General features: G+C 68.0%; 19 protein-coding genes. 7 read left to right on the top strand and 12 right to left on the bottom strand.

The genetic code is table 11. The features are described from left to right. Positions 1-14: 14 nt before the first annotated feature. On the bottom strand, positions 15-962 hold the full coding sequence (locus tag MCIT9_RS12825) for a L,D-transpeptidase family protein (RefSeq protein ID WP_317705268.1): 948 nt from the start codon (positions 960-962) through the stop codon (positions 15-17). Between the two features lie 65 nt (positions 963-1,027). Here MCIT9_RS12825 and MCIT9_RS12820 point away from each other — a divergent pair, with 65 nt between their 5' ends. The 3 genes from MCIT9_RS12820 to MCIT9_RS12810 all read left to right on the top strand — a co-directional run bounded on the left by MCIT9_RS12820 (position 1,028) and on the right by MCIT9_RS12810 (position 3,517). Beyond that, positions 1,028-1,744 (top strand): BON domain-containing protein, encoded by a 717-nt coding sequence (locus MCIT9_RS12820; RefSeq protein WP_317705267.1) that lies wholly within the window; start codon positions 1,028-1,030, stop codon positions 1,742-1,744. Further along, on the top strand, positions 1,744-2,457 hold the full coding sequence (gene sfsA / locus MCIT9_RS12815) for a DNA/RNA nuclease SfsA (RefSeq protein WP_317705266.1): 714 nt from the start codon (positions 1,744-1,746) through the stop codon (positions 2,455-2,457). Before MCIT9_RS12820 ends, sfsA begins: the two co-directional genes overlap by 1 nt. A gap of 85 nt (positions 2,458-2,542) precedes the next feature. Next, positions 2,543-3,517, top strand: a complete 975-nt coding sequence (locus MCIT9_RS12810; protein WP_317705265.1) for a GGDEF domain-containing response regulator — start codon at positions 2,543-2,545, stop codon at positions 3,515-3,517. Here MCIT9_RS12810 and MCIT9_RS12805 read toward each other — a convergent pair. From MCIT9_RS12805 to MCIT9_RS12795, 3 genes are read right to left on the bottom strand one after another with little or no spacing between them, the layout of a single operon-like run. Next, positions 3,501-3,854 (bottom strand): HopJ type III effector protein, encoded by a 354-nt coding sequence (locus tag MCIT9_RS12805; RefSeq protein WP_317705264.1) that lies wholly within the window; start codon positions 3,852-3,854, stop codon positions 3,501-3,503. The two genes, MCIT9_RS12810 and MCIT9_RS12805, sit on opposite strands and share 17 nt — an antisense overlap. Continuing rightward, positions 3,851-4,414, bottom strand: coding sequence for an isochorismatase family protein (locus MCIT9_RS12800; protein ID WP_317705263.1), 564 nt, complete (start codon positions 4,412-4,414; stop codon positions 3,851-3,853). The genes MCIT9_RS12805 and MCIT9_RS12800 overlap by 4 nt, the downstream gene beginning before the upstream one ends. 30 nt (positions 4,415-4,444) lie before the next feature. Then, positions 4,445-5,044, bottom strand: a complete 600-nt coding sequence (locus tag MCIT9_RS12795) for an arylesterase (RefSeq protein WP_317705262.1) — start codon at positions 5,042-5,044, stop codon at positions 4,445-4,447. On the opposite strand from MCIT9_RS12795, the gene MCIT9_RS12790 reads away from it, so the two are divergent. Together MCIT9_RS12790 and MCIT9_RS12785 are read left to right on the top strand one after the other, a co-directional pair. Then, positions 5,043-5,729 (top strand): ABC transporter ATP-binding protein, encoded by a 687-nt coding sequence (locus MCIT9_RS12790; protein WP_479724323.1) that lies wholly within the window; start codon positions 5,043-5,045, stop codon positions 5,727-5,729. The genes MCIT9_RS12795 and MCIT9_RS12790 overlap by 2 nt on opposite strands. Beyond that, entirely contained in the window at positions 5,726-8,203 is a 2,478-nt protein-coding gene (locus MCIT9_RS12785; protein ID WP_317705261.1) for an ABC transporter permease, read from the top strand. The genes MCIT9_RS12790 and MCIT9_RS12785 overlap by 4 nt, the downstream gene beginning before the upstream one ends. 54 nt (positions 8,204-8,257) lie before the next feature. Here the strand turns inward: MCIT9_RS12785 and MCIT9_RS12780 are convergent, their stop codons facing one another. From MCIT9_RS12780 to MCIT9_RS12770, 3 genes are all read right to left on the bottom strand, one after another. Further along, on the bottom strand, positions 8,258-8,797 hold the full coding sequence (locus tag MCIT9_RS12780) for a hypothetical protein (protein ID WP_317705260.1): 540 nt from the start codon (positions 8,795-8,797) through the stop codon (positions 8,258-8,260). Between the two features lie 72 nt (positions 8,798-8,869). Further along, positions 8,870-9,775: a (2E,6E)-farnesyl diphosphate synthase gene (gene ispA, locus MCIT9_RS12775; RefSeq protein WP_317705259.1), complete on the bottom strand. Its 906-nt coding sequence runs from the start codon at positions 9,773-9,775 to the stop codon at positions 8,870-8,872. Continuing rightward, entirely contained in the window at positions 9,765-10,001 is a 237-nt protein-coding gene (locus tag MCIT9_RS12770; RefSeq protein WP_317705258.1) for an exodeoxyribonuclease VII small subunit, read from the bottom strand. The genes ispA and MCIT9_RS12770 overlap by 11 nt, the downstream gene beginning before the upstream one ends. A 70-nt stretch (positions 10,002-10,071) precedes the next feature. On the opposite strand from MCIT9_RS12770, the gene MCIT9_RS12765 reads away from it, so the two are divergent. Together MCIT9_RS12765 and MCIT9_RS12760 are read left to right on the top strand one after the other, a co-directional pair. Next, positions 10,072-10,347 carry a transcriptional regulator gene (locus MCIT9_RS12765; RefSeq protein ID WP_317705257.1) on the top strand — a complete coding sequence of 92 codons (276 nt, stop codon included), beginning with the start codon at positions 10,072-10,074 and terminating at the stop codon, positions 10,345-10,347. Beyond that, positions 10,332-11,657, top strand: a complete 1,326-nt coding sequence (locus MCIT9_RS12760) for an MATE family efflux transporter (RefSeq protein ID WP_317705256.1) — start codon at positions 10,332-10,334, stop codon at positions 11,655-11,657. Before MCIT9_RS12765 ends, MCIT9_RS12760 begins: the two co-directional genes overlap by 16 nt. A 135-nt stretch (positions 11,658-11,792) precedes the next feature. On the opposite strand, the gene MCIT9_RS12755 is transcribed toward MCIT9_RS12760, so the two are convergent. Genes MCIT9_RS12755 through arsC form a run of 5 tightly spaced genes read right to left on the bottom strand, consistent with a single transcriptional unit; the run spans position 11,793 to position 14,704 of the window. Next, the gene (locus MCIT9_RS12755) at positions 11,793-12,137 is read right to left on the bottom strand and encodes a VanZ family protein (RefSeq protein ID WP_317705255.1); all 345 of its coding nucleotides are present in this window, start codon (positions 12,135-12,137) and stop codon (positions 11,793-11,795) included. Further along, positions 12,134-13,060, bottom strand: a complete 927-nt coding sequence (locus tag MCIT9_RS12750; RefSeq protein ID WP_317705254.1) for a ketopantoate reductase family protein — start codon at positions 13,058-13,060, stop codon at positions 12,134-12,136. Before MCIT9_RS12750 ends, MCIT9_RS12755 begins: the two co-directional genes overlap by 4 nt. Continuing rightward, positions 13,057-13,749 (bottom strand): DnaA regulatory inactivator Hda, encoded by a 693-nt coding sequence (gene hda / locus MCIT9_RS12745; RefSeq protein WP_317705253.1) that lies wholly within the window; start codon positions 13,747-13,749, stop codon positions 13,057-13,059. Before hda ends, MCIT9_RS12750 begins: the two co-directional genes overlap by 4 nt. 2 nt (positions 13,750-13,751) lie before the next feature. Further along, a complete protein-coding gene (gene wrbA / locus MCIT9_RS12740; RefSeq protein WP_317705252.1) occupies positions 13,752-14,351 on the bottom strand; it encodes an NAD(P)H:quinone oxidoreductase in 600 nt (199 codons plus the stop codon). Next, positions 14,348-14,704 carry an arsenate reductase (glutaredoxin) gene (gene arsC, locus MCIT9_RS12735; protein ID WP_317705251.1) on the bottom strand — a complete coding sequence of 119 codons (357 nt, stop codon included), beginning with the start codon at positions 14,702-14,704 and terminating at the stop codon, positions 14,348-14,350. The genes wrbA and arsC overlap by 4 nt, the downstream gene beginning before the upstream one ends. Between the last annotated feature and the right edge of the window lie 47 nt (positions 14,705-14,751).

Below are 14,751 nucleotides of genomic sequence, written 5' to 3'. Positions count from 1 at the left end.
CCGTTTGGCGGGGCTCAGTCTTTTGTGGCGGTCAGCAACGGCGGGGATATCCCATCGCGGGAGATTCTGACGGGAATCCCCCGACGCTCCTCCAGGGCGGTCCGCAGCGCCGCGCCGTCGATCCGAACTTTCAGGCCTTGGGTTTTCCTGGCGATCAGCGCCAGCGCCTGTTCCAGCAGGGCATCGTAGCTGTTATCGGCTTCCTCCAGCGGTGGATGCACCTCGATGTACAACGCCCCTGCCAGCCAGCCTACCTTGACCGGCTGGTTGACCAAAGTCACCGGGGTGCCCACCGGCACTTCCGGAAACAGCCTTTCGATATCCTCCGGGTACATGCGCACGCAGCCGTGGGTGACGCGCATGCCGATCCCCAGGGGCTTGTTGGTGCTATGGATCAGGTAGCCGGGGATTCCAAGCCGCATCGCATACCGCCCCAGGGGATTGTCCGGCCCGGCGGGGACCACGTCGGGCAGCGGGTCGCCCTTCTCGGCGTGTTCCTTCTTGATCGATTCCGGCGGGCGCCAGACCGGGTCCTTCACCTTGGCCACCACGCGGGTGGTGCCGATGGGGGTGGACCAGTCCATGCGGCCGATGCTGACCGGATGGGTGACCACTTGCGGGAGTTCTCCGGGGCGGGGCCTGGGAAAATAGTACAGCCGCATTTCCGGCACGTTGAGCACGATGCCGCGCCGGGGGGCGTCGGGAAGGATGAAGCGCTTGGGGATGACCACCTCCGCCCCCGGCGGCGGTGCCCAGCGGCTCAGACCCGGATTGGCGAGGCGGATCTCGTTCTGCCCCAGATCGAAGCGGCGGGCGATGTCGAGCAGGGTGTCGCCCTCTTCGACCTTGGCGACGGTGACCCGGCCTACCAGATCCTCGTCGGGCGGCGGCAGGACGAACGTGTCGGCCCGGGCGGTCAGGGACAGGAGCAGCCCTGCCAGAAGCGGTAATTTTTTCAGCATGGCGGCGCAAACCGGTAACATTGCAATTAGAATAACACCGAAATCCATTCAACAACGGAGGTATGATGAACAACGAACTGGCCAAGGCGGTTTATGCGGCATTCGAAGTGGATCCCTGGGTCAACCCGCACCGCGATCAGATCGCCATCGACTGTCAGGGCGGCGTCGTCACCTTGACCTCGGAAGTGGCGGAAATCTCCGCCAAGCGCCGCGCGCCCCTGGTGGCGAGGGACGTGGCGGGGGTGACCGCCGTGGACGACCGGCTCACGGTCAAGCCGGCGGAGACGATGGGCGACGATGAAATCCTCGTCCATCTGCGCAAGATGATTCTCGACGACCTGGCCTTGGCCCATTACGATCTCGTCACCCTCAATCACAAGGGCGAGGAAGAACTCTGGCGGGAGAATCCCGAGCATCCGGGGCGGATCGTCCTGCACGTGGAGGACGGGACCGTCTATCTGGAGGGCCGGGCCCGTTCCCTCTGTGACCGCCGTCTGGTCGAGGTGATGGCCTGGTGGGTGCCGGGCAGCCGCAACGTGGTCAACGACCTCGAAGTGGTGCCGCCGGAGGAGGACAACGACGACCAGCTCAAGGAGGCCATCGTGCTGGTGCTCGACATCGATCCCTTCGTCGATCATGAGGAAATCCTCTTTACCTGCAGGAACGGCGAGGTGACCCTCAAAGGCCGGGTGCCGGTGCCGGAGCAGATCAAGCTGGCCGAGCACGACTGCTGGTACATCGACGGCGTCAGGAAAGTGGAGAATCAGCTCGAGCTGCCCTGATGCGGCTCGAGGGGCCCTGGCTGGAAGGGCGGTTGCTGCGGCGCTACAAGCGCTTTCTCGCCGACGTGGAACTGAGCGACGGTCGCCGCATCACCGCCCACACGCCCAACACCGGCTCCCTCAAGGGCTGCGCCGAGCCCGGCATGCGGGTGTGGCTGCGCGATACCGGCGATCCGAAGCGCAAATACCGCCATTCCTGGGAGCTGGTCGAGGTGCGGCCGGGCGTGCTCGTAGGGATTCACACCGGCCTGAGCAACCGGCTGGTGCGCGAGGCCATCGCCGCCGGCCGCGTCGCTTCCCTGCAGGGTTATGACAGCATCCGCAGCGAAGTCCGCTACGGGCGCGAGCGCAGCCGGATCGATCTGCTGCTGGAGGCCGAAGGGCGCCCGCCCTGCTACGTGGAGGTGAAGAACGTCACCCTGGTCGAGGACGGTATCGCCGCCTTTCCCGATGCGGTCAGCACCCGGGGCCAGAAGCACCTGCGCGAGCTGGCGGAAATGGCGCGCCAGGGTCGGCGGGCGGTGATCTTTTTTTGCATCCAGCGCCGCGATGCCCGGGAAATGCGGCCGGCCGACGCCATCGACCCGGTCTATGGCAGGACGCTGCGGGAGGCGCTGGCCGCCGGGATCGAGGCGGTGGCGATGACGGCGGTGGTTTCTCCGGAGCGCATCGAGCTGCAGGCCGAGGTGCCGGTCGTCTGTCCGCCGCTGTGATCCCGGTAGCAGATTCGCTCCTCCGCCCGAACGAATCCGGGCGACGGCCGTCTTTAGTTACATAGCGCGCCGTGGAGAGACTCGTATGGCAATTCTGATCGTGGATGACGACCCCCATCTTGGCGGACTGCTTTCCCTGCGTCTGGGAGCCGAAGGTTATCAGACCTGCACGGCCCGCAGCGCCGAGGAGGTCTTCGTGCTGCTGGGGCTGGAGGCGGGCGTGGCCGCCGACCCGCCTGTCAAGCTGGTGATCCTCGACGTCTTCCTGCCGGACATGTCCGGCATCGAGGCCTGCCGCCGTATCAAGGCCGACGTCCGGACCGCCGACCTCCCCGTTATCATGGTCACCGGCAGCACCGAGGAGGAGCACCTGCGCCAGGCCTTCGAGGCCGGGGCCACCGACTACATCGAAAAGCCCTTCAAGGGAGTCGAGGTGGTGGCGCGGATCCGGGCGGCTTTGCGGCTGCGCCGGGAAATCGAGGAACGCAAGCGCCACGCCCAGGCGCTCGAGCAGTTGGCCGAGCAGTTGCGCCGTGCCAACGAGCGCCTGCAGGCGCTGTCGTTTCAGGATGCCCTGACCGGCCTTTACAACCGCCGTTATTTCGACGACTTCCTGGAACGGGAATTCCGGCGGGCGGTGCGCAATCAGGGCGTGCTGGCGCTGAGCATGATCGACGTGGATCATTTCAAAGCCTATAACGACCGCTTCGGCCACCAGGCCGGGGACGACTGTCTGCGCCGGGTGGCGGCGGCCCTGACGTTGGTGATCCATCGCTCCTCCGATCTGATCGCCCGCTACGGCGGGGAGGAATTCGCCGCGGTGCTGCCGGAGACGCTGCTGGACGGTGCCCTCGAAGTGGCCGAGAAACTGCGCGCTAGAGTGGCGGCGCTGCAACTGCCCCATCCCGATTCCCCCTGCGGAATCGTCACCATCAGCGCTGGGGTGGCCGCCTGCCGGCCCGAGCCCGGCGACCATCCGGAGTCTCTGATCGAGGCGGCCGACGCGGCCCTCTATCACGCCAAGCGTGCCGGGCGCAACCGCGTCAGCGCCGCGGCCTGAGCGCTTCGCCGAAGAATTCGATTCCCGCCCAGCCGTCCGCCATGAAGGTGCGGATGTTGCGGTGATCCGTGCCCGTCGGGGTGTCGAGGACGTGGCGGTAATGCTCGCCGAACAACGCCAGGGTTTCCGCCTCGTTCAGGCCGTGCAGCCGGGCGAATGCGAATATCTTGCAGGAGCCCTCGTTCTCGCCGGCGGCGTTGACGAAGCGCCGCGCACCGAGGCCGTTGGCGAAGGCGGTGGGGGTGTAATGGTAATGGGCGGCGATGGTTTCGAGCACGTCGGCGAAGGTCACCCCGTCGCCCCGGCGGATGCGGTCGATGAGTTGTCGCGGCGTCATCGGATCAGACGGGCCAGTTCCTTGAAGCGGGGATGCTTGGCGTCGCGCAGCCATTCGAACAGGACCGATTCCCCCGACACGACCACCACGCCGGCCTGGCGCATGCGTTCGAGAGCGTAGATCTTGTGTTCCGGGCGGCGCGAGCAGACCGCGTCCTCCACCAAGAACACTTGATACGGTCCCTGGAGGGCGAAGGCGGTCTGGAGCACGCACACGTGGGCTTCTTGGCCCGTGAGGATGATCTGGGAGCGGCTGGCGGCCGCCAGCGCCTGGCGGAACGGTGCGGCGCAGGTGCAGGAAAAGCCGGTCTTGGAGAGGGGGGTGACGCCCGGAGGCAGCACCGCGGCGATCTCCTCACAGGTGGCGCCCAGCCCTTCGGGGTACTGTTCGGTGACCTGCACCGGCACGTTCAGGGCCGCGGCGGCCTGGATCAGCATCGTCGTGGTGGCCAGCATCCGTTCCCGTTCGGCCTCCGGCATGGCTTCGAGCAGGCGCGGCTGGATGTCCACCACCACCAGCTGGCTTTGGTCGGCATCGCACAACATCGGCGACAGGGGCATGTAAAAGAATCCTCGCTGACAAACGGTCGATCAGTTTAACATGGCCGCGAGCGCCGGCCAGACCCGCGCCAGCATCTCATCCTGGGCCTCGGCGTTGGGATGGATGCCGTCGGCCTGCATCAGCCCGGGGCGCAGGGCCACGTCCTGGAGGAAGAAGGGCACGAAGGCGACCTGCTTGTCCCTGGCCAGGCGCTGGAAAACCACCTCGAACTGGCGCCGGTAACGGGGGCCGTAGTTGGCCGGGATCTTCATCCCCAGCAGCAGCACCCTGGCGCCAGCCTGGCGGGCCTGGTCGATCATCGCCGCCAGATTGGCCGCCATCCGCTGCGGCGGAATGCCGCGCAGGCCGTCGTTGCCGCCCAGTTCCAGGATGACGATGTTCGGCCGGTGACGGGCCAGCAGGGCGGGCAGGCGCCGGCGGCCGCCGGCGGTGGTCTCGCCGCTGATGCTGGCGTTGACAACGCGCGCGTCTTTGTGTTCTTTTTGCAGGCGCTGTTCCAGCAGCGCGACCCAGCCCCGTTCCACTTCGATGCCGTAGCCGGCGCTGAGGCTGTCTCCCAGCACCAGCACGGTGACCGCCCAGCCGGCCGGCGACAGCAGCCACAACAGCAGGATACCCGCGATACGCATGACCATTCCCTCTCCGATTCTCGCAGCGGAAGACGTGTGCAAATCCGTCCCTTACGGGGACGGCCGTCTCGACATTCTCTCTAACATCGATCTGACCGTCGAGGCCGGCGAAAGTGTCGCCATCGTGGGCGTTTCCGGTTCCGGCAAATCGACCCTGCTGGGGCTTCTGGCCGGGCTCGATCTGCCCACGGCCGGCCGCATCCACCTGGCCGGCGCCTGCCTCAACGATCTGGACGAGGACGGTCGGGCGGCGCTGCGGGGCGAGTGGGTGGGCTTCGTGTTCCAGAACTTCCAGCTGCTGCCCAGCCTGACCGCCCTGGAAAATGTGATGCTGCCGCTGGAACTCAAGGGCGGCCGCCACCCGCGGCAGCGGGCCCAGGCGCTGCTGGAGCGGGTGGGGCTGGGCCACCGCCTCCATCACCTGCCGCGCCACCTCTCCGGCGGCGAGCAGCAGCGCGTCGCCCTGGCGCGGGCCTTCGTCACCGAGCCGGCACTGCTGTTCGCCGACGAACCCACCGGCAACCTCGACCGCCACACCGGCGCCCAGGTGATCGAGCAGTTGTTCGAGCTCAACCGGGCCCACGGCACCACCCTGGTGCTGGTGACCCATGACGAGGCCCTGGCCGGCCGCTGCCGGCGCACCCTGGTGCTCGACGGCGGCCGTATCGTCCGGGGGACGCCATGAACGATCTGCGTCTGGCCTGGCGCCTGCTCAAACGCGACTGGCGCGGCGGCGAGCTGGGGATCCTGCTGCTGGCGCTGCTGATCGCGGTCACCGCCTCCACCGCCATCGTGCTGGCCGGCGGCCGCCTGAGCCGGACCATGAGCCTGCAGGCGGCCGACTTCCTCGCCGCCGATCTGGTGGTTTCCGGCCATCACCCCCTGCCGCGGGCGTGGTTGGAGCGGGGCCGGGCACTGGGGCTGGAAACCGCCGAGACGGTGGCGTTCGCCACCATGCTGGTGGAAGGCGAGCGGCTGCTGCTGGCAGGGGTCAAGGCAGTCAGCGCCGGTTATCCCCTGCGCGGCCGCCTCAAGGTCCGCCGCGGCGGGATCGAGGCCGAGGTCCGGCATCCGCCGCCGCGGGGCCGCGTCTGGGTGGCGCGGCGCATCCTCGGCGAACTGGGGCTCGAGGTGGGCGATGTCCTCCACGTGGGGGAGGCCGGATTGGCCATCGATGGCGTTCTGACCTTCGAGCCGGACGTGCGCGGCGGTTTCTCCCGTTTCGCGCCGCGGGTGCTGATGCGCCTGGAGGATCTTCCCGCCACCGGGGTGCTCGGTCCCGGCAGCCGGGCCCATTACTACTATCTTTTCGCCGGTGACGAGGCCCGGATCCGCCGCTTGCGCGCCTGGCTCGAAGATCGCCTGCAGCCGGGGCAGCGCCTGCTCGACATCTATCAGGACCGTCCCGACATCGGCCGCGCGCTGCGCCGTGCCGAACGCTTCCTGGGGCTGGCGAGCGTGGTGGTGGTGGTGATCGCCGGGGTGGCGGTGGCGATGGCGGCCCGGCGCTACAGCGAGCGCCATTTCGACGCCGTGGCGGTGCTCAAGTGCCTGGGGGCGGGTTCTGGGCGGGTGTTGCGGCTCCATCTCCATCAGTTCCTGCTGCTGGGAGGCGGCGCAGGGCTTGTGGGCTGCGGGACGGGCTGGGCGCTGCAGGAGGGGTTGGTCCGGTTGCTGCGGGCGCTGCTGCCCCCCCATCTGGTCGCGCCCCGCTGGCAGGATTTCGGCTTCGGTCCCCTGGTGGCCGGGGTGCTGCTGCTGGGGTTCGCTCTGCCGCCGCTGTTGCGGCTGCGCCGGGTGGCGCCACTGCGGGTGCTGCGGCGTGACCTGCTGCCGACCCCGGTCGGCGCCTGGCTGGTCTATGGCGCGGCACTGCTGGCGGTGGGCGGCCTGTTGTGGCGTTTCAGCGGCGAGCCCCGCCTGACCGCCTGGATTCTGGGAGGCGGTTCGGCCGCGCTGCTGCTGCTGGCGCTCCTGACCCTGGCGCTGTTGTGGGGACTGCGCCGCTGGGCCGACCGCTGGCCCCTCGCCGGCCGCTTGGCGCTGCTGGGGCTGACCCGCCATCCCGGCGCCGCCCTGGGGCAGATCCTCGCCTTCGCCGTCACCCTGGCGGCCATGGCGCTGGGGACGCGGGTGCAGGGGGATCTGCTGGAAACCTGGCGGGCGCAGCTGCCGGCCGACGCCCCCAACTATTTCGTCATCAACCTGTTTCCCGGCGAGGTGGCGGATTTCGAGCGCACCCTGCGGCAGATCGGCGCCAGGCCCAGCGCCTTCTATCCCGTGGTTCGCGGCCGCCTGCTGGCCATCGACGGCGAGGACGTCAAACGACGCGCCCGTCCCGACAGCGTCGGCGAGGCCGCGGTCAACCGGGAACTGAACCTGACCTGGGCCGACCGTCTGCCCCGGGGCAACCGGCTGCTGGCGGGGCGCTGGTGGCCCAGGCGGCCGGGCCCGCAGGTGTCGGTCGAGCGCGATCTGGCCCAAAGCCTGGGGATCGAACTCGGCAGCCGGCTGGCATTCTTCATCGAAGGCCGTCATCTCGAAGCGGTGGTGACCAGCATCCGCCAGGTGCAGTGGGATTCCATGACCCCCAACTTTTACGTCATCTTCGCGCCCGGCGACCTCGACGGCTTCGCCGCCACCTACATGAGCAGCTTCTATCTGCCCCCCGACCGTCAGGCGCAGCTGGCCACGCTGCTGCGGGACTTCTCCAACGCCACCCTGATCGACGTGGACATGATCCTGCAACACCTGCGCCAGATCCTGCGCCAGGTCAGTTTTGCGGTCCAGGCCATGCTCGGTTTCGCCCTCCTGGCCGGGGTGGTGGTGCTGCTGGCGGCGGTGCGCAGCGCCCTCGACGCCCGGATTAGGCAGGGGGCGCTGCTGAGGACCCTGGGGGCACGGCAGCGCTTGTTGTGCCGCAGTCAGTGGTTGGAATTTGCGCTGCTGGGGGGTATCGCCGGGGTGCTGGCGGTGGCGATCAGTGAGGCGCTGGCCTGGGGCTTGTATGCTTGGGTGTTTCATCTGGACTTCCGCCTCCAGGCGGCGGTCTGGTGGGGATTGCCGCTGGCCGGAGCGGCCTTGACCTCGGCGGCGGGGATGTGGAGCTGCCGCGGGGTGTTGCGCGCCAGCCCCCTGACGCTGCTGCGGGAACTGTAAAAAGCGAAAGGCGCAGCCGGGGCTGCGCCTTTCAGCGGATGGTGCAGAGGGGCGCTACTGCTTCAGATTGATCACTGGCGTCCAGCCCTGTTTGCCGGCGCAGTCGCCTTCCAGCGGCTCGACCTTGGCGTACTTCACGTAGTTGACCAGGGTCTGCTCCAGCAGTTTGGCCGGGGTGCCGGATTTGACCACGCAGACCTGCTCCTTTTCGCGCAGTTCGGGATCGGTGGCGCCCATGCGGCCGGGGGCCTGGAGCAGCAGCACGTCGCCGCCGCCGGTGACGTTGGGATTGACCAGCGTGTAGGTCTGGCCGATCTGCAGCGCCGGCACCTGAACCTGCTGCACGCCACCGCCGCCGCCCATCAGCAGCAACAGCAGAATGACCACGACCACGGCGCCGATGCCGCCGTAGAAGAGCAGCGGTTTTTCGGTGCGCAGCCTGGTCAGGGTTTCCGCCAGTTTGCCGGCCTGCTCCTCGGCCTCCTCTTTGATTTCCTCGACTTTCTCTTCGACCTCTTCCTTGATTTCCTCGGCCTTCTCCTTCAGGCCTTCCTCCTCGTTCGGCGGCGTGGTGTTTTCGTTTTCGTTGCTCATTCTGTTACCTCCTCGTTGTCGTCGGCCCGGGGTCGTTGCGATCCGAAATCTCATGCCCCCCGGGCGATTATACTAATTGCGCCTCTGAATGATAAACAGCGACAGGGCCCGCAGCAAATCGGCCTGTTCCCCCAGTGGCTCCAGGGCGGCGACGGCCTGTTCGTGCATCTCCCCCGCTTTCTGCTTGGCCCCGGCCAGCCCCAGCAGGGCCGGATAGGTGGGTTTGTTCTGGGCCCGGTCCTTGCCCTGGGTCTTGCCCAGGGTTGCGGTGTCGCTTTCCTCGTCGAGGATGTCGTCCTGAATCTGGAACGCCAGGCCGATGCACTTGGCGTAATGGTCCAGGCGCTCGCCGATTTCGGGGTCGAGGCCGGGCTTGGCCAGCGCCGCCAGGCGCACGCTGGCGCGGATCAGGGCGCCGGTCTTGTGGATGTGCATCAGCTCCAGGGCCGGCAGGTCCAGCTGCAGCCCCACCGAGGCCAGGTCGATGGCCTGTCCGCCCACCATGCCCCCGGCGCCGGCGGCCTTGGCCAGACAGTCGATCATCGCCACCCGCTGGGCCGGGGAAACATCCAGCTGGGGGTCGCTGGCCAGCACCTCGAAGGCCAGGGCCTGCAGGGCGTCGCCGGCGAGGATCGCGGTGGCTTCGTCGAACCGGACGTGACAGGTGGGTTTGCCGCGGCGCAGTTCGTCGTCGTCCATGGCCGGCAGGTCGTCGTGGATCAGGGAATAGACGTGGATGAACTCCACCGCGCAGGCCGGGGGGTCGAGGGTGTCGAGGGGCACGTCCAGGGCCCGGCCGGTGGCGTAGGTGAGCAGGGGGCGCAGGCGTTTGCCGCCTTCCAGGGTGGCGTAGCGCATCGCCTGGTGCAGCCGGGCCGGCAATTTGTCGGCCGGCGGCAGGCGGCGGTCGAGGGCCTGTTCCACCCGCACCTGGCAGGCGCTCATGAAGTCCTTGAGTCGGTTCAGTTCAGTCGTCATCGGTTTGGAAGGGTTGCAGTTGAAAGTCGTCGTCATCGTCCCGGGTGAGGATCTGGACCTTCTGTTCAGCCTCCTGCAGCGCCTTCTGGCACTGGCGCGTCAGCTTGACGCCCTGTTCGAACAGTTTGAGGGACGCCTCGAGACTCACGTCCCCCTGCTCCAGCTGGGTGACGATTTCCTCGAGCTGTTTGAGCTGGTCTTCGAAAGACGGTTTGCGTCGGGCCATCGCGGTCGGGCGGCAAAAGCCGTTACCATAAGGCGTTTGTTCCTGCCTGTCAAAACCGCCGGAGGTCCCCGTGTTCAGAAAGGAATTGGCCCGGTGGCTGCGCCAGCGGCCCTACACCCTGAGCGAGCTGGCGCAGTTGTGTGAATGCAAGCCCCGCGACGTGGAGGACGATCTGCGCCATCTGGAACGCAGCCTGGCCCGCGAGGGGCTGAAGCTGCAGGTCGAGCCGGCGCGCTGCCGCCACTGCGGTTTCGTCTTTTCCCGGGACAAGCTGCGCAAGCCGGGGAAATGCCCCAAATGCCGCCATACCTGGATCGAGGAACCGCGGGTGTGGATCGAGGATTGAAACCCTCGCCGGTCACCGTCGGCCAGGTGTTCGCCCTGGCCTGGCCGGCGGCGGTGTCGGTGCTGCTCAACAACGCCTTCAAGGTCATCGATCAGTACGCGGTCCAGTGGCTCGGGGTGGCGGCCCAGGCGGCGGTGGGGGCCTGCACCTTCGTCCTCATCGCCCTCTATGCCCTCTACAGTCTCGTTGCCGCCGGCGCCGGCCCCCTGGCGGCGCGCGCCACCGGCGCCCGGGACGACCGCTGGCGCCGCCGCGTGGTGGGCAACGGTCTGACCGGTTCTCTGCTGATCGGCGCCCTGACGCTGGCGGGGCTGGGGCTGGGGAGCGAACGGATCGCCGCCCTGCTGGGGCTGGCTCCGGCGGTGCGGGCGCAGGCGGCCGAATACCTGTTCTGGCTTGCCTGCGCCGGTCTCCCCCTGACCCTGGCGCCGCTGATCGATTCGGTGTTCATCGCCATGGGGCGGACGCGGCTGGTGATGGGGCTTCAGGTGATCGCCACCGTCCTCAATGCTGTTCTCAACCCGCTGTTCATCTATCGCCTCGATCTGGGCATCGGCGGGGCGGCTCTGGCCACCGGCTTGAGCCGGGGGGTGGCGGTGGCGCTGGGGTTGGTCTGGCTGGTGCGCCTGACCGGGCTGCGCGGGGGCGATCTGATTCCCGACAACGTATTGCGCTGGATTGTGTCCATCGGCGCGCCGGTGGCCTGGGGCACCGCGCTGTATGCCCTGGCCTACTGGGGCCTTCTGGCGTGGGTGATTTCTCCCCTGGGGCCGGCGGTCAACGCCGCCCTCGGCATCGGCTATTCCGCTTTGGAGGGTTTTACCTGGCCGCTGTTCTGGGGGTTGGCGGCGGCTGCCGCCAGCCTCACCGGCCGCCACCTGGGGGCCGCCGACCTGACCCGGGTGCGCCAGACCATCCGCAGCGCCGCGTGGCTGGCCCTGGGATTCGGCACTCTCTCCAGCCTGGTGTTCTGGTTTGGCGCGGAACGGCTCACCGCCCTTTTCAGCGACGATCCCGAAGTCCACCGGGAAGCGGTGCTTTACGCCCGCCTGCTGGCCTTCTCCCAGTGGTGCGTGGCCTTCGAGGCGCTGGCCGGCGGGGTGCTGGAGGGGGGTGGGGCGACCCGGGCGGCCTTCTGGTGGAGCGCCCCCTTCAACCTGCTGCGGATTCCCCTGGCGGGGTATCTCACTTTTCGCCTCGGCTGGGGTAGCGCCGGGGTGTGGTGGGCGATCAACCTCACCACCTATGTCAAGGCCGCCGGCCTCTGGTGGCAGTTGTGGCGGGTGCGCTGGCCCAGGCTGCGTTTTTGACGAAAGTTGAAAGGATGGGCGCGGTGCCGTCTGTGTTCGAAGGGCGTAGTCGGCCTGGATGGCCGAGTTTCGAGTCTCCAGGGATGGATTCACGGCGTCCCGGAGAACGCAGACGGTACTGCGCCCCGCCCCGCTTCATTTCGTTTTTATCCGCCCCAACCACCGTCCCCGGACCAGGCCGTAAAGCCCCAAGCCGGCGGCGTCCGCGGCCAGATCGGCCAGGGAGGCGGCGCGGTAGCCGGTAGGGTACTGGACCGCCTCGATCAGTACTCCGAGGGTGAACAGGGCCAGCAGGTTGGCCCAGTCGTAGCGCCGCCCCGGCAGGGCCAGGTCGGCCAGCAGGGCGAGGCCGAAGAAGGCGCCGGCGTGCAGCAGCTTGTCGTTGACATGGAAGCCGCCGGCCGGGGTCTCCGGCAGCAGGGCGCCGACAGGAAGCAGCAGCAGGTAGGCCGTCAGCGCCAGCCGCCAGAGCCAGATCATGGGCAGCCGTACCTTTCCAGCTGCAGTTCCCGCAGTTTCATCAGCGCGTACACCGATTCCAGGTGCGGCACCGCCACCCCCTCGCGGCGGGCGGCGCGCACGGCGTTGCCGAGGATGGCCTCGGTTTCCATGGGGCGGCCGGCCTCGAAGTCCAGCAGCATGCTGGTCTTGTAGGGAGGCATCTTGTAGGTGTCGTCGATGTTGCGGTCGATGACGGCGTCCGGCAGGGGGTGGCCGCAGGCGGCGGCGATGGCGCAGACCTCCTGCATCAGGGTGCGGACGAAGCCTTCCTGGGATTCGAGGATGTCGGCGGTGTAGAGACCGCCGGAGAGCACCGACAGGGGGTTGAACGGCGCGTTCCAGACGCACTTGCGCCAGCGGGCGGCGACCACTTCGGCCACCGCCTTGGCGCGGATGCCGCTGCGGTTGAAGGCGTCCGCCAGGGTCTCGACCCGGGGGCCGATGCCGGCGGGAAAATCCCCCAGCATCAGATTGCCGTAGGCCTGATGCCACACCTGGCCCGGCCCGGTGCGGCTGACGCAGACGAAGGCCAGGCCGGAGATCAGTGCGTTTTCCGGGAAGGCCGCGGCCACCTCGGCCTCGATCTCCACGCCGTTCTGGATCAGGACGATGGTGGTGTCGGGGCCGACGGCGCCCCGGATCAACGCAGTGCGGTCGATGTCCGGCAGGACCTTGGTACAGAGAATCACGTAGTCTGGCGGGGTTTCGGCCTCGTCGGCCTTGCGGTACACCGCCGCTGGCCGGAAGGTCCATTCCCCCAGGGTGCTGCGGATGTGGATGCCGTTTGCGGCCACAGTGTCGTGATCGGAGCGGCTCACCACCGCCACCTCCCAGCCGGCCTTGGCCAGGAGGGCGCCGTAGAAGCCGCCGACGGCGCCGGTGCCGACGATCAGGGCTTTCATGACTGCTCCTCCAGAAATTGCTTCAGAAACGGGATGGTCAGTTTGCGCTTGGCCGCCAGGGTGGCGTGGTCGAGCCGTTCCAGCAGCCGCCACAGGGAAGGCAGGTCGCGGGGGAAGCGGGTCAGCAGGAAGCGGCCCACCCGGGGGGTCAGTTCCAGTCCCAGCTGACGGGCGCGCAGCTGCAGGGCGGTGAGCTTGTCGGCATCGCTCAGGGGTTTGAGCTGCAGGGTCAGCCCCCAGGCCAGGCGGGTCTGCAGATCGGGCAGGCGGACCGGCAACCGCGCCGGCGGGCAGGCGGCGGTCACCAGCAGTTGCCGGCGCTGTTCGTGCAGGCGGTTGAAACAGTGGAACAGCGCCGTCTCCCAGTCCGGGTCGCCGCCGATGGCGTCGATGTCGTCGAGGCAGACCAGATCCACCCGCTCCAGGCCCTCGAGCAGGGCCGGGGAGCGGTCGCGCAGTTGCCCCAGGGGCAGGTAGGCCGCCCGCCTGCCGCCTTCGTGGGCCTCGCGGCAGGTGGCCTGGAGCAGATGGGTCTTGCCGCTGGCGGTCTCGCCCCAGAGATACAGATACACCTCCCCTTCGCCGCGGGCGAAGGCACGCAGCGCGGCCACCGCCTCCCGGTTGGCGCCGTCGTGATACTGGGCGAAACTGCGTTGCTCGGGGAAACCGAGGGGCAACGGCAGTTGCACGCTCAGATCTGCGCCTCCTTCAGGGCGGCGGCGGCTTTGGCAAGACGGAGTCCCAGGCACAGGCACAGGCGCTTTTCCTCCTCGCTGAGGGTGGGGTTGTCCTCGCCGGACAGATGGCTGGGGCCGTAGGGGGTGCCACCGGTCCGGGTTTCCAGCAGGGCGGTTTCCTGGGAGGGAATGCCGACGATCACCATACCGTGGTGCAGCAGCGGCATCATCATCGAGATCAGGGTGGTCTCGTGGCCGCCGTGCATGCTGGAGGTGGTGGTGAACACCCCCGCCGGTTTGCCCGCCAGCCCGCCGGAGAACCAGATCGAACTGGTCTGGTCGATGAAGTACTTGAGCGGGGCGGCCATGTTGCCGAAGTGGGTGGGGCTGCCCAGGGCGAGGCCGTCGCATCGGGCCAGATCCTCCACGGTGGCGTAGGGCGGGCCGTTTTCAGGAATGACGTCCTCCACCGCCTTGCACACCGGCGATACCTCCGGCACCGTGCGCACCTTGGCGACCGCGCCCTCGACGCTTTCCACCCCGCGGGCGATCATGTCGGCCATACGGGCGGTGGCCCCGTAGCGGCTGTAATAGAGCACCAGGATTTCGGTCATGACGGCAGGATCTCCAGGACGTTTTCCGGCGGCCGGCCGATGGCGGCCTTCCGGCCCGCGACGACGATGGGGCGTTCGATCAGGATCGGGTTGGCCAGCATGGCTTCGAGCAGGCGGTCGCGGTCCGCATCCGGTGCGTCCAGCTGCAGTTCTTTGTAAACCTTTTCCTTGGTGCGCATCAGCCGGCGCGGGTCAGAGAAGCCGAGTTTGTCCAGGATGGCTTCCAATTCCTCGCGCGACGGTGGCTGTTTCAGGTATTCGACGATGCGCGGCTCGATGCCGTGTTCGCGCAGCAGCGCCAGGGTGGCCCTGGATTTGCTGCAGCGGGGATTGTGATAGATGACGACGTCCATAAGGGTTTTTCCCGTTCGCTGAAAAAGGGGCTTATGGTAAACTGTTT

Source organism: Methylomarinovum caldicuralii (assembly GCF_033126985.1).
Classification (GTDB): domain Bacteria; phylum Pseudomonadota; class Gammaproteobacteria; order Methylococcales; family Methylothermaceae; genus Methylohalobius; species Methylohalobius caldicuralii.
The sequence above is the reverse complement of the archived record's forward strand: the minus strand, read 5'-3'. Positions and strand labels throughout refer to the sequence as shown.

Excerpts from the sequence above, each read along its gene's own strand:
- MCIT9_RS12825 (WP_317705268.1), bottom strand. The coding sequence starts at position 962 with ATGCTGAAAAAATTACCGCTTCTGGCAGGGCTGCTCCTGTCCCTGACC.
- MCIT9_RS12795 (WP_317705262.1), bottom strand. The coding sequence starts at position 5,044 with ATGCGTATCGCGGGTATCCTGCTGTTGTGGCTGCTGTCGCCGGCCGGC.
- sfsA (WP_317705266.1), top strand. The coding sequence starts at position 1,744 with ATGCGGCTCGAGGGGCCCTGGCTGGAAGGGCGGTTGCTGCGGCGCTAC.
- MCIT9_RS12750 (WP_317705254.1), bottom strand. The coding sequence starts at position 13,060 with ATGAAAGCCCTGATCGTCGGCACCGGCGCCGTCGGCGGCTTCTACGGC.
- MCIT9_RS12780 (WP_317705260.1), bottom strand. The coding sequence starts at position 8,797 with ATGAGCAACGAAAACGAAAACACCACGCCGCCGAACGAGGAGGAAGGC.
- MCIT9_RS12820 (WP_317705267.1), top strand. The coding sequence starts at position 1,028 with ATGAACAACGAACTGGCCAAGGCGGTTTATGCGGCATTCGAAGTGGAT.
- MCIT9_RS12800 (WP_317705263.1), bottom strand. The coding sequence starts at position 4,414 with ATGCCCCTGTCGCCGATGTTGTGCGATGCCGACCAAAGCCAGCTGGTG.
- ispA (WP_317705259.1), bottom strand. The coding sequence starts at position 9,775 with ATGACGACTGAACTGAACCGACTCAAGGACTTCATGAGCGCCTGCCAG.
- arsC (WP_317705251.1), bottom strand. The coding sequence starts at position 14,704 with ATGGACGTCGTCATCTATCACAATCCCCGCTGCAGCAAATCCAGGGCC.
- MCIT9_RS12785 (WP_317705261.1), top strand. The coding sequence starts at position 5,726 with ATGAACGATCTGCGTCTGGCCTGGCGCCTGCTCAAACGCGACTGGCGC.
- MCIT9_RS12805 (WP_317705264.1), bottom strand. The coding sequence starts at position 3,854 with ATGACGCCGCGACAACTCATCGACCGCATCCGCCGGGGCGACGGGGTG.
- MCIT9_RS12755 (WP_317705255.1), bottom strand. The coding sequence starts at position 12,137 with ATGATCTGGCTCTGGCGGCTGGCGCTGACGGCCTACCTGCTGCTGCTT.
- MCIT9_RS12790 (WP_479724323.1), top strand. The coding sequence starts at position 5,043 with ATGACCATTCCCTCTCCGATTCTCGCAGCGGAAGACGTGTGCAAATCC.
- wrbA (WP_317705252.1), bottom strand. The coding sequence starts at position 14,351 with ATGACCGAAATCCTGGTGCTCTATTACAGCCGCTACGGGGCCACCGCC.
- MCIT9_RS12810 (WP_317705265.1), top strand. The coding sequence starts at position 2,543 with ATGGCAATTCTGATCGTGGATGACGACCCCCATCTTGGCGGACTGCTT.
- MCIT9_RS12770 (WP_317705258.1), bottom strand. The coding sequence starts at position 10,001 with ATGGCCCGACGCAAACCGTCTTTCGAAGACCAGCTCAAACAGCTCGAG.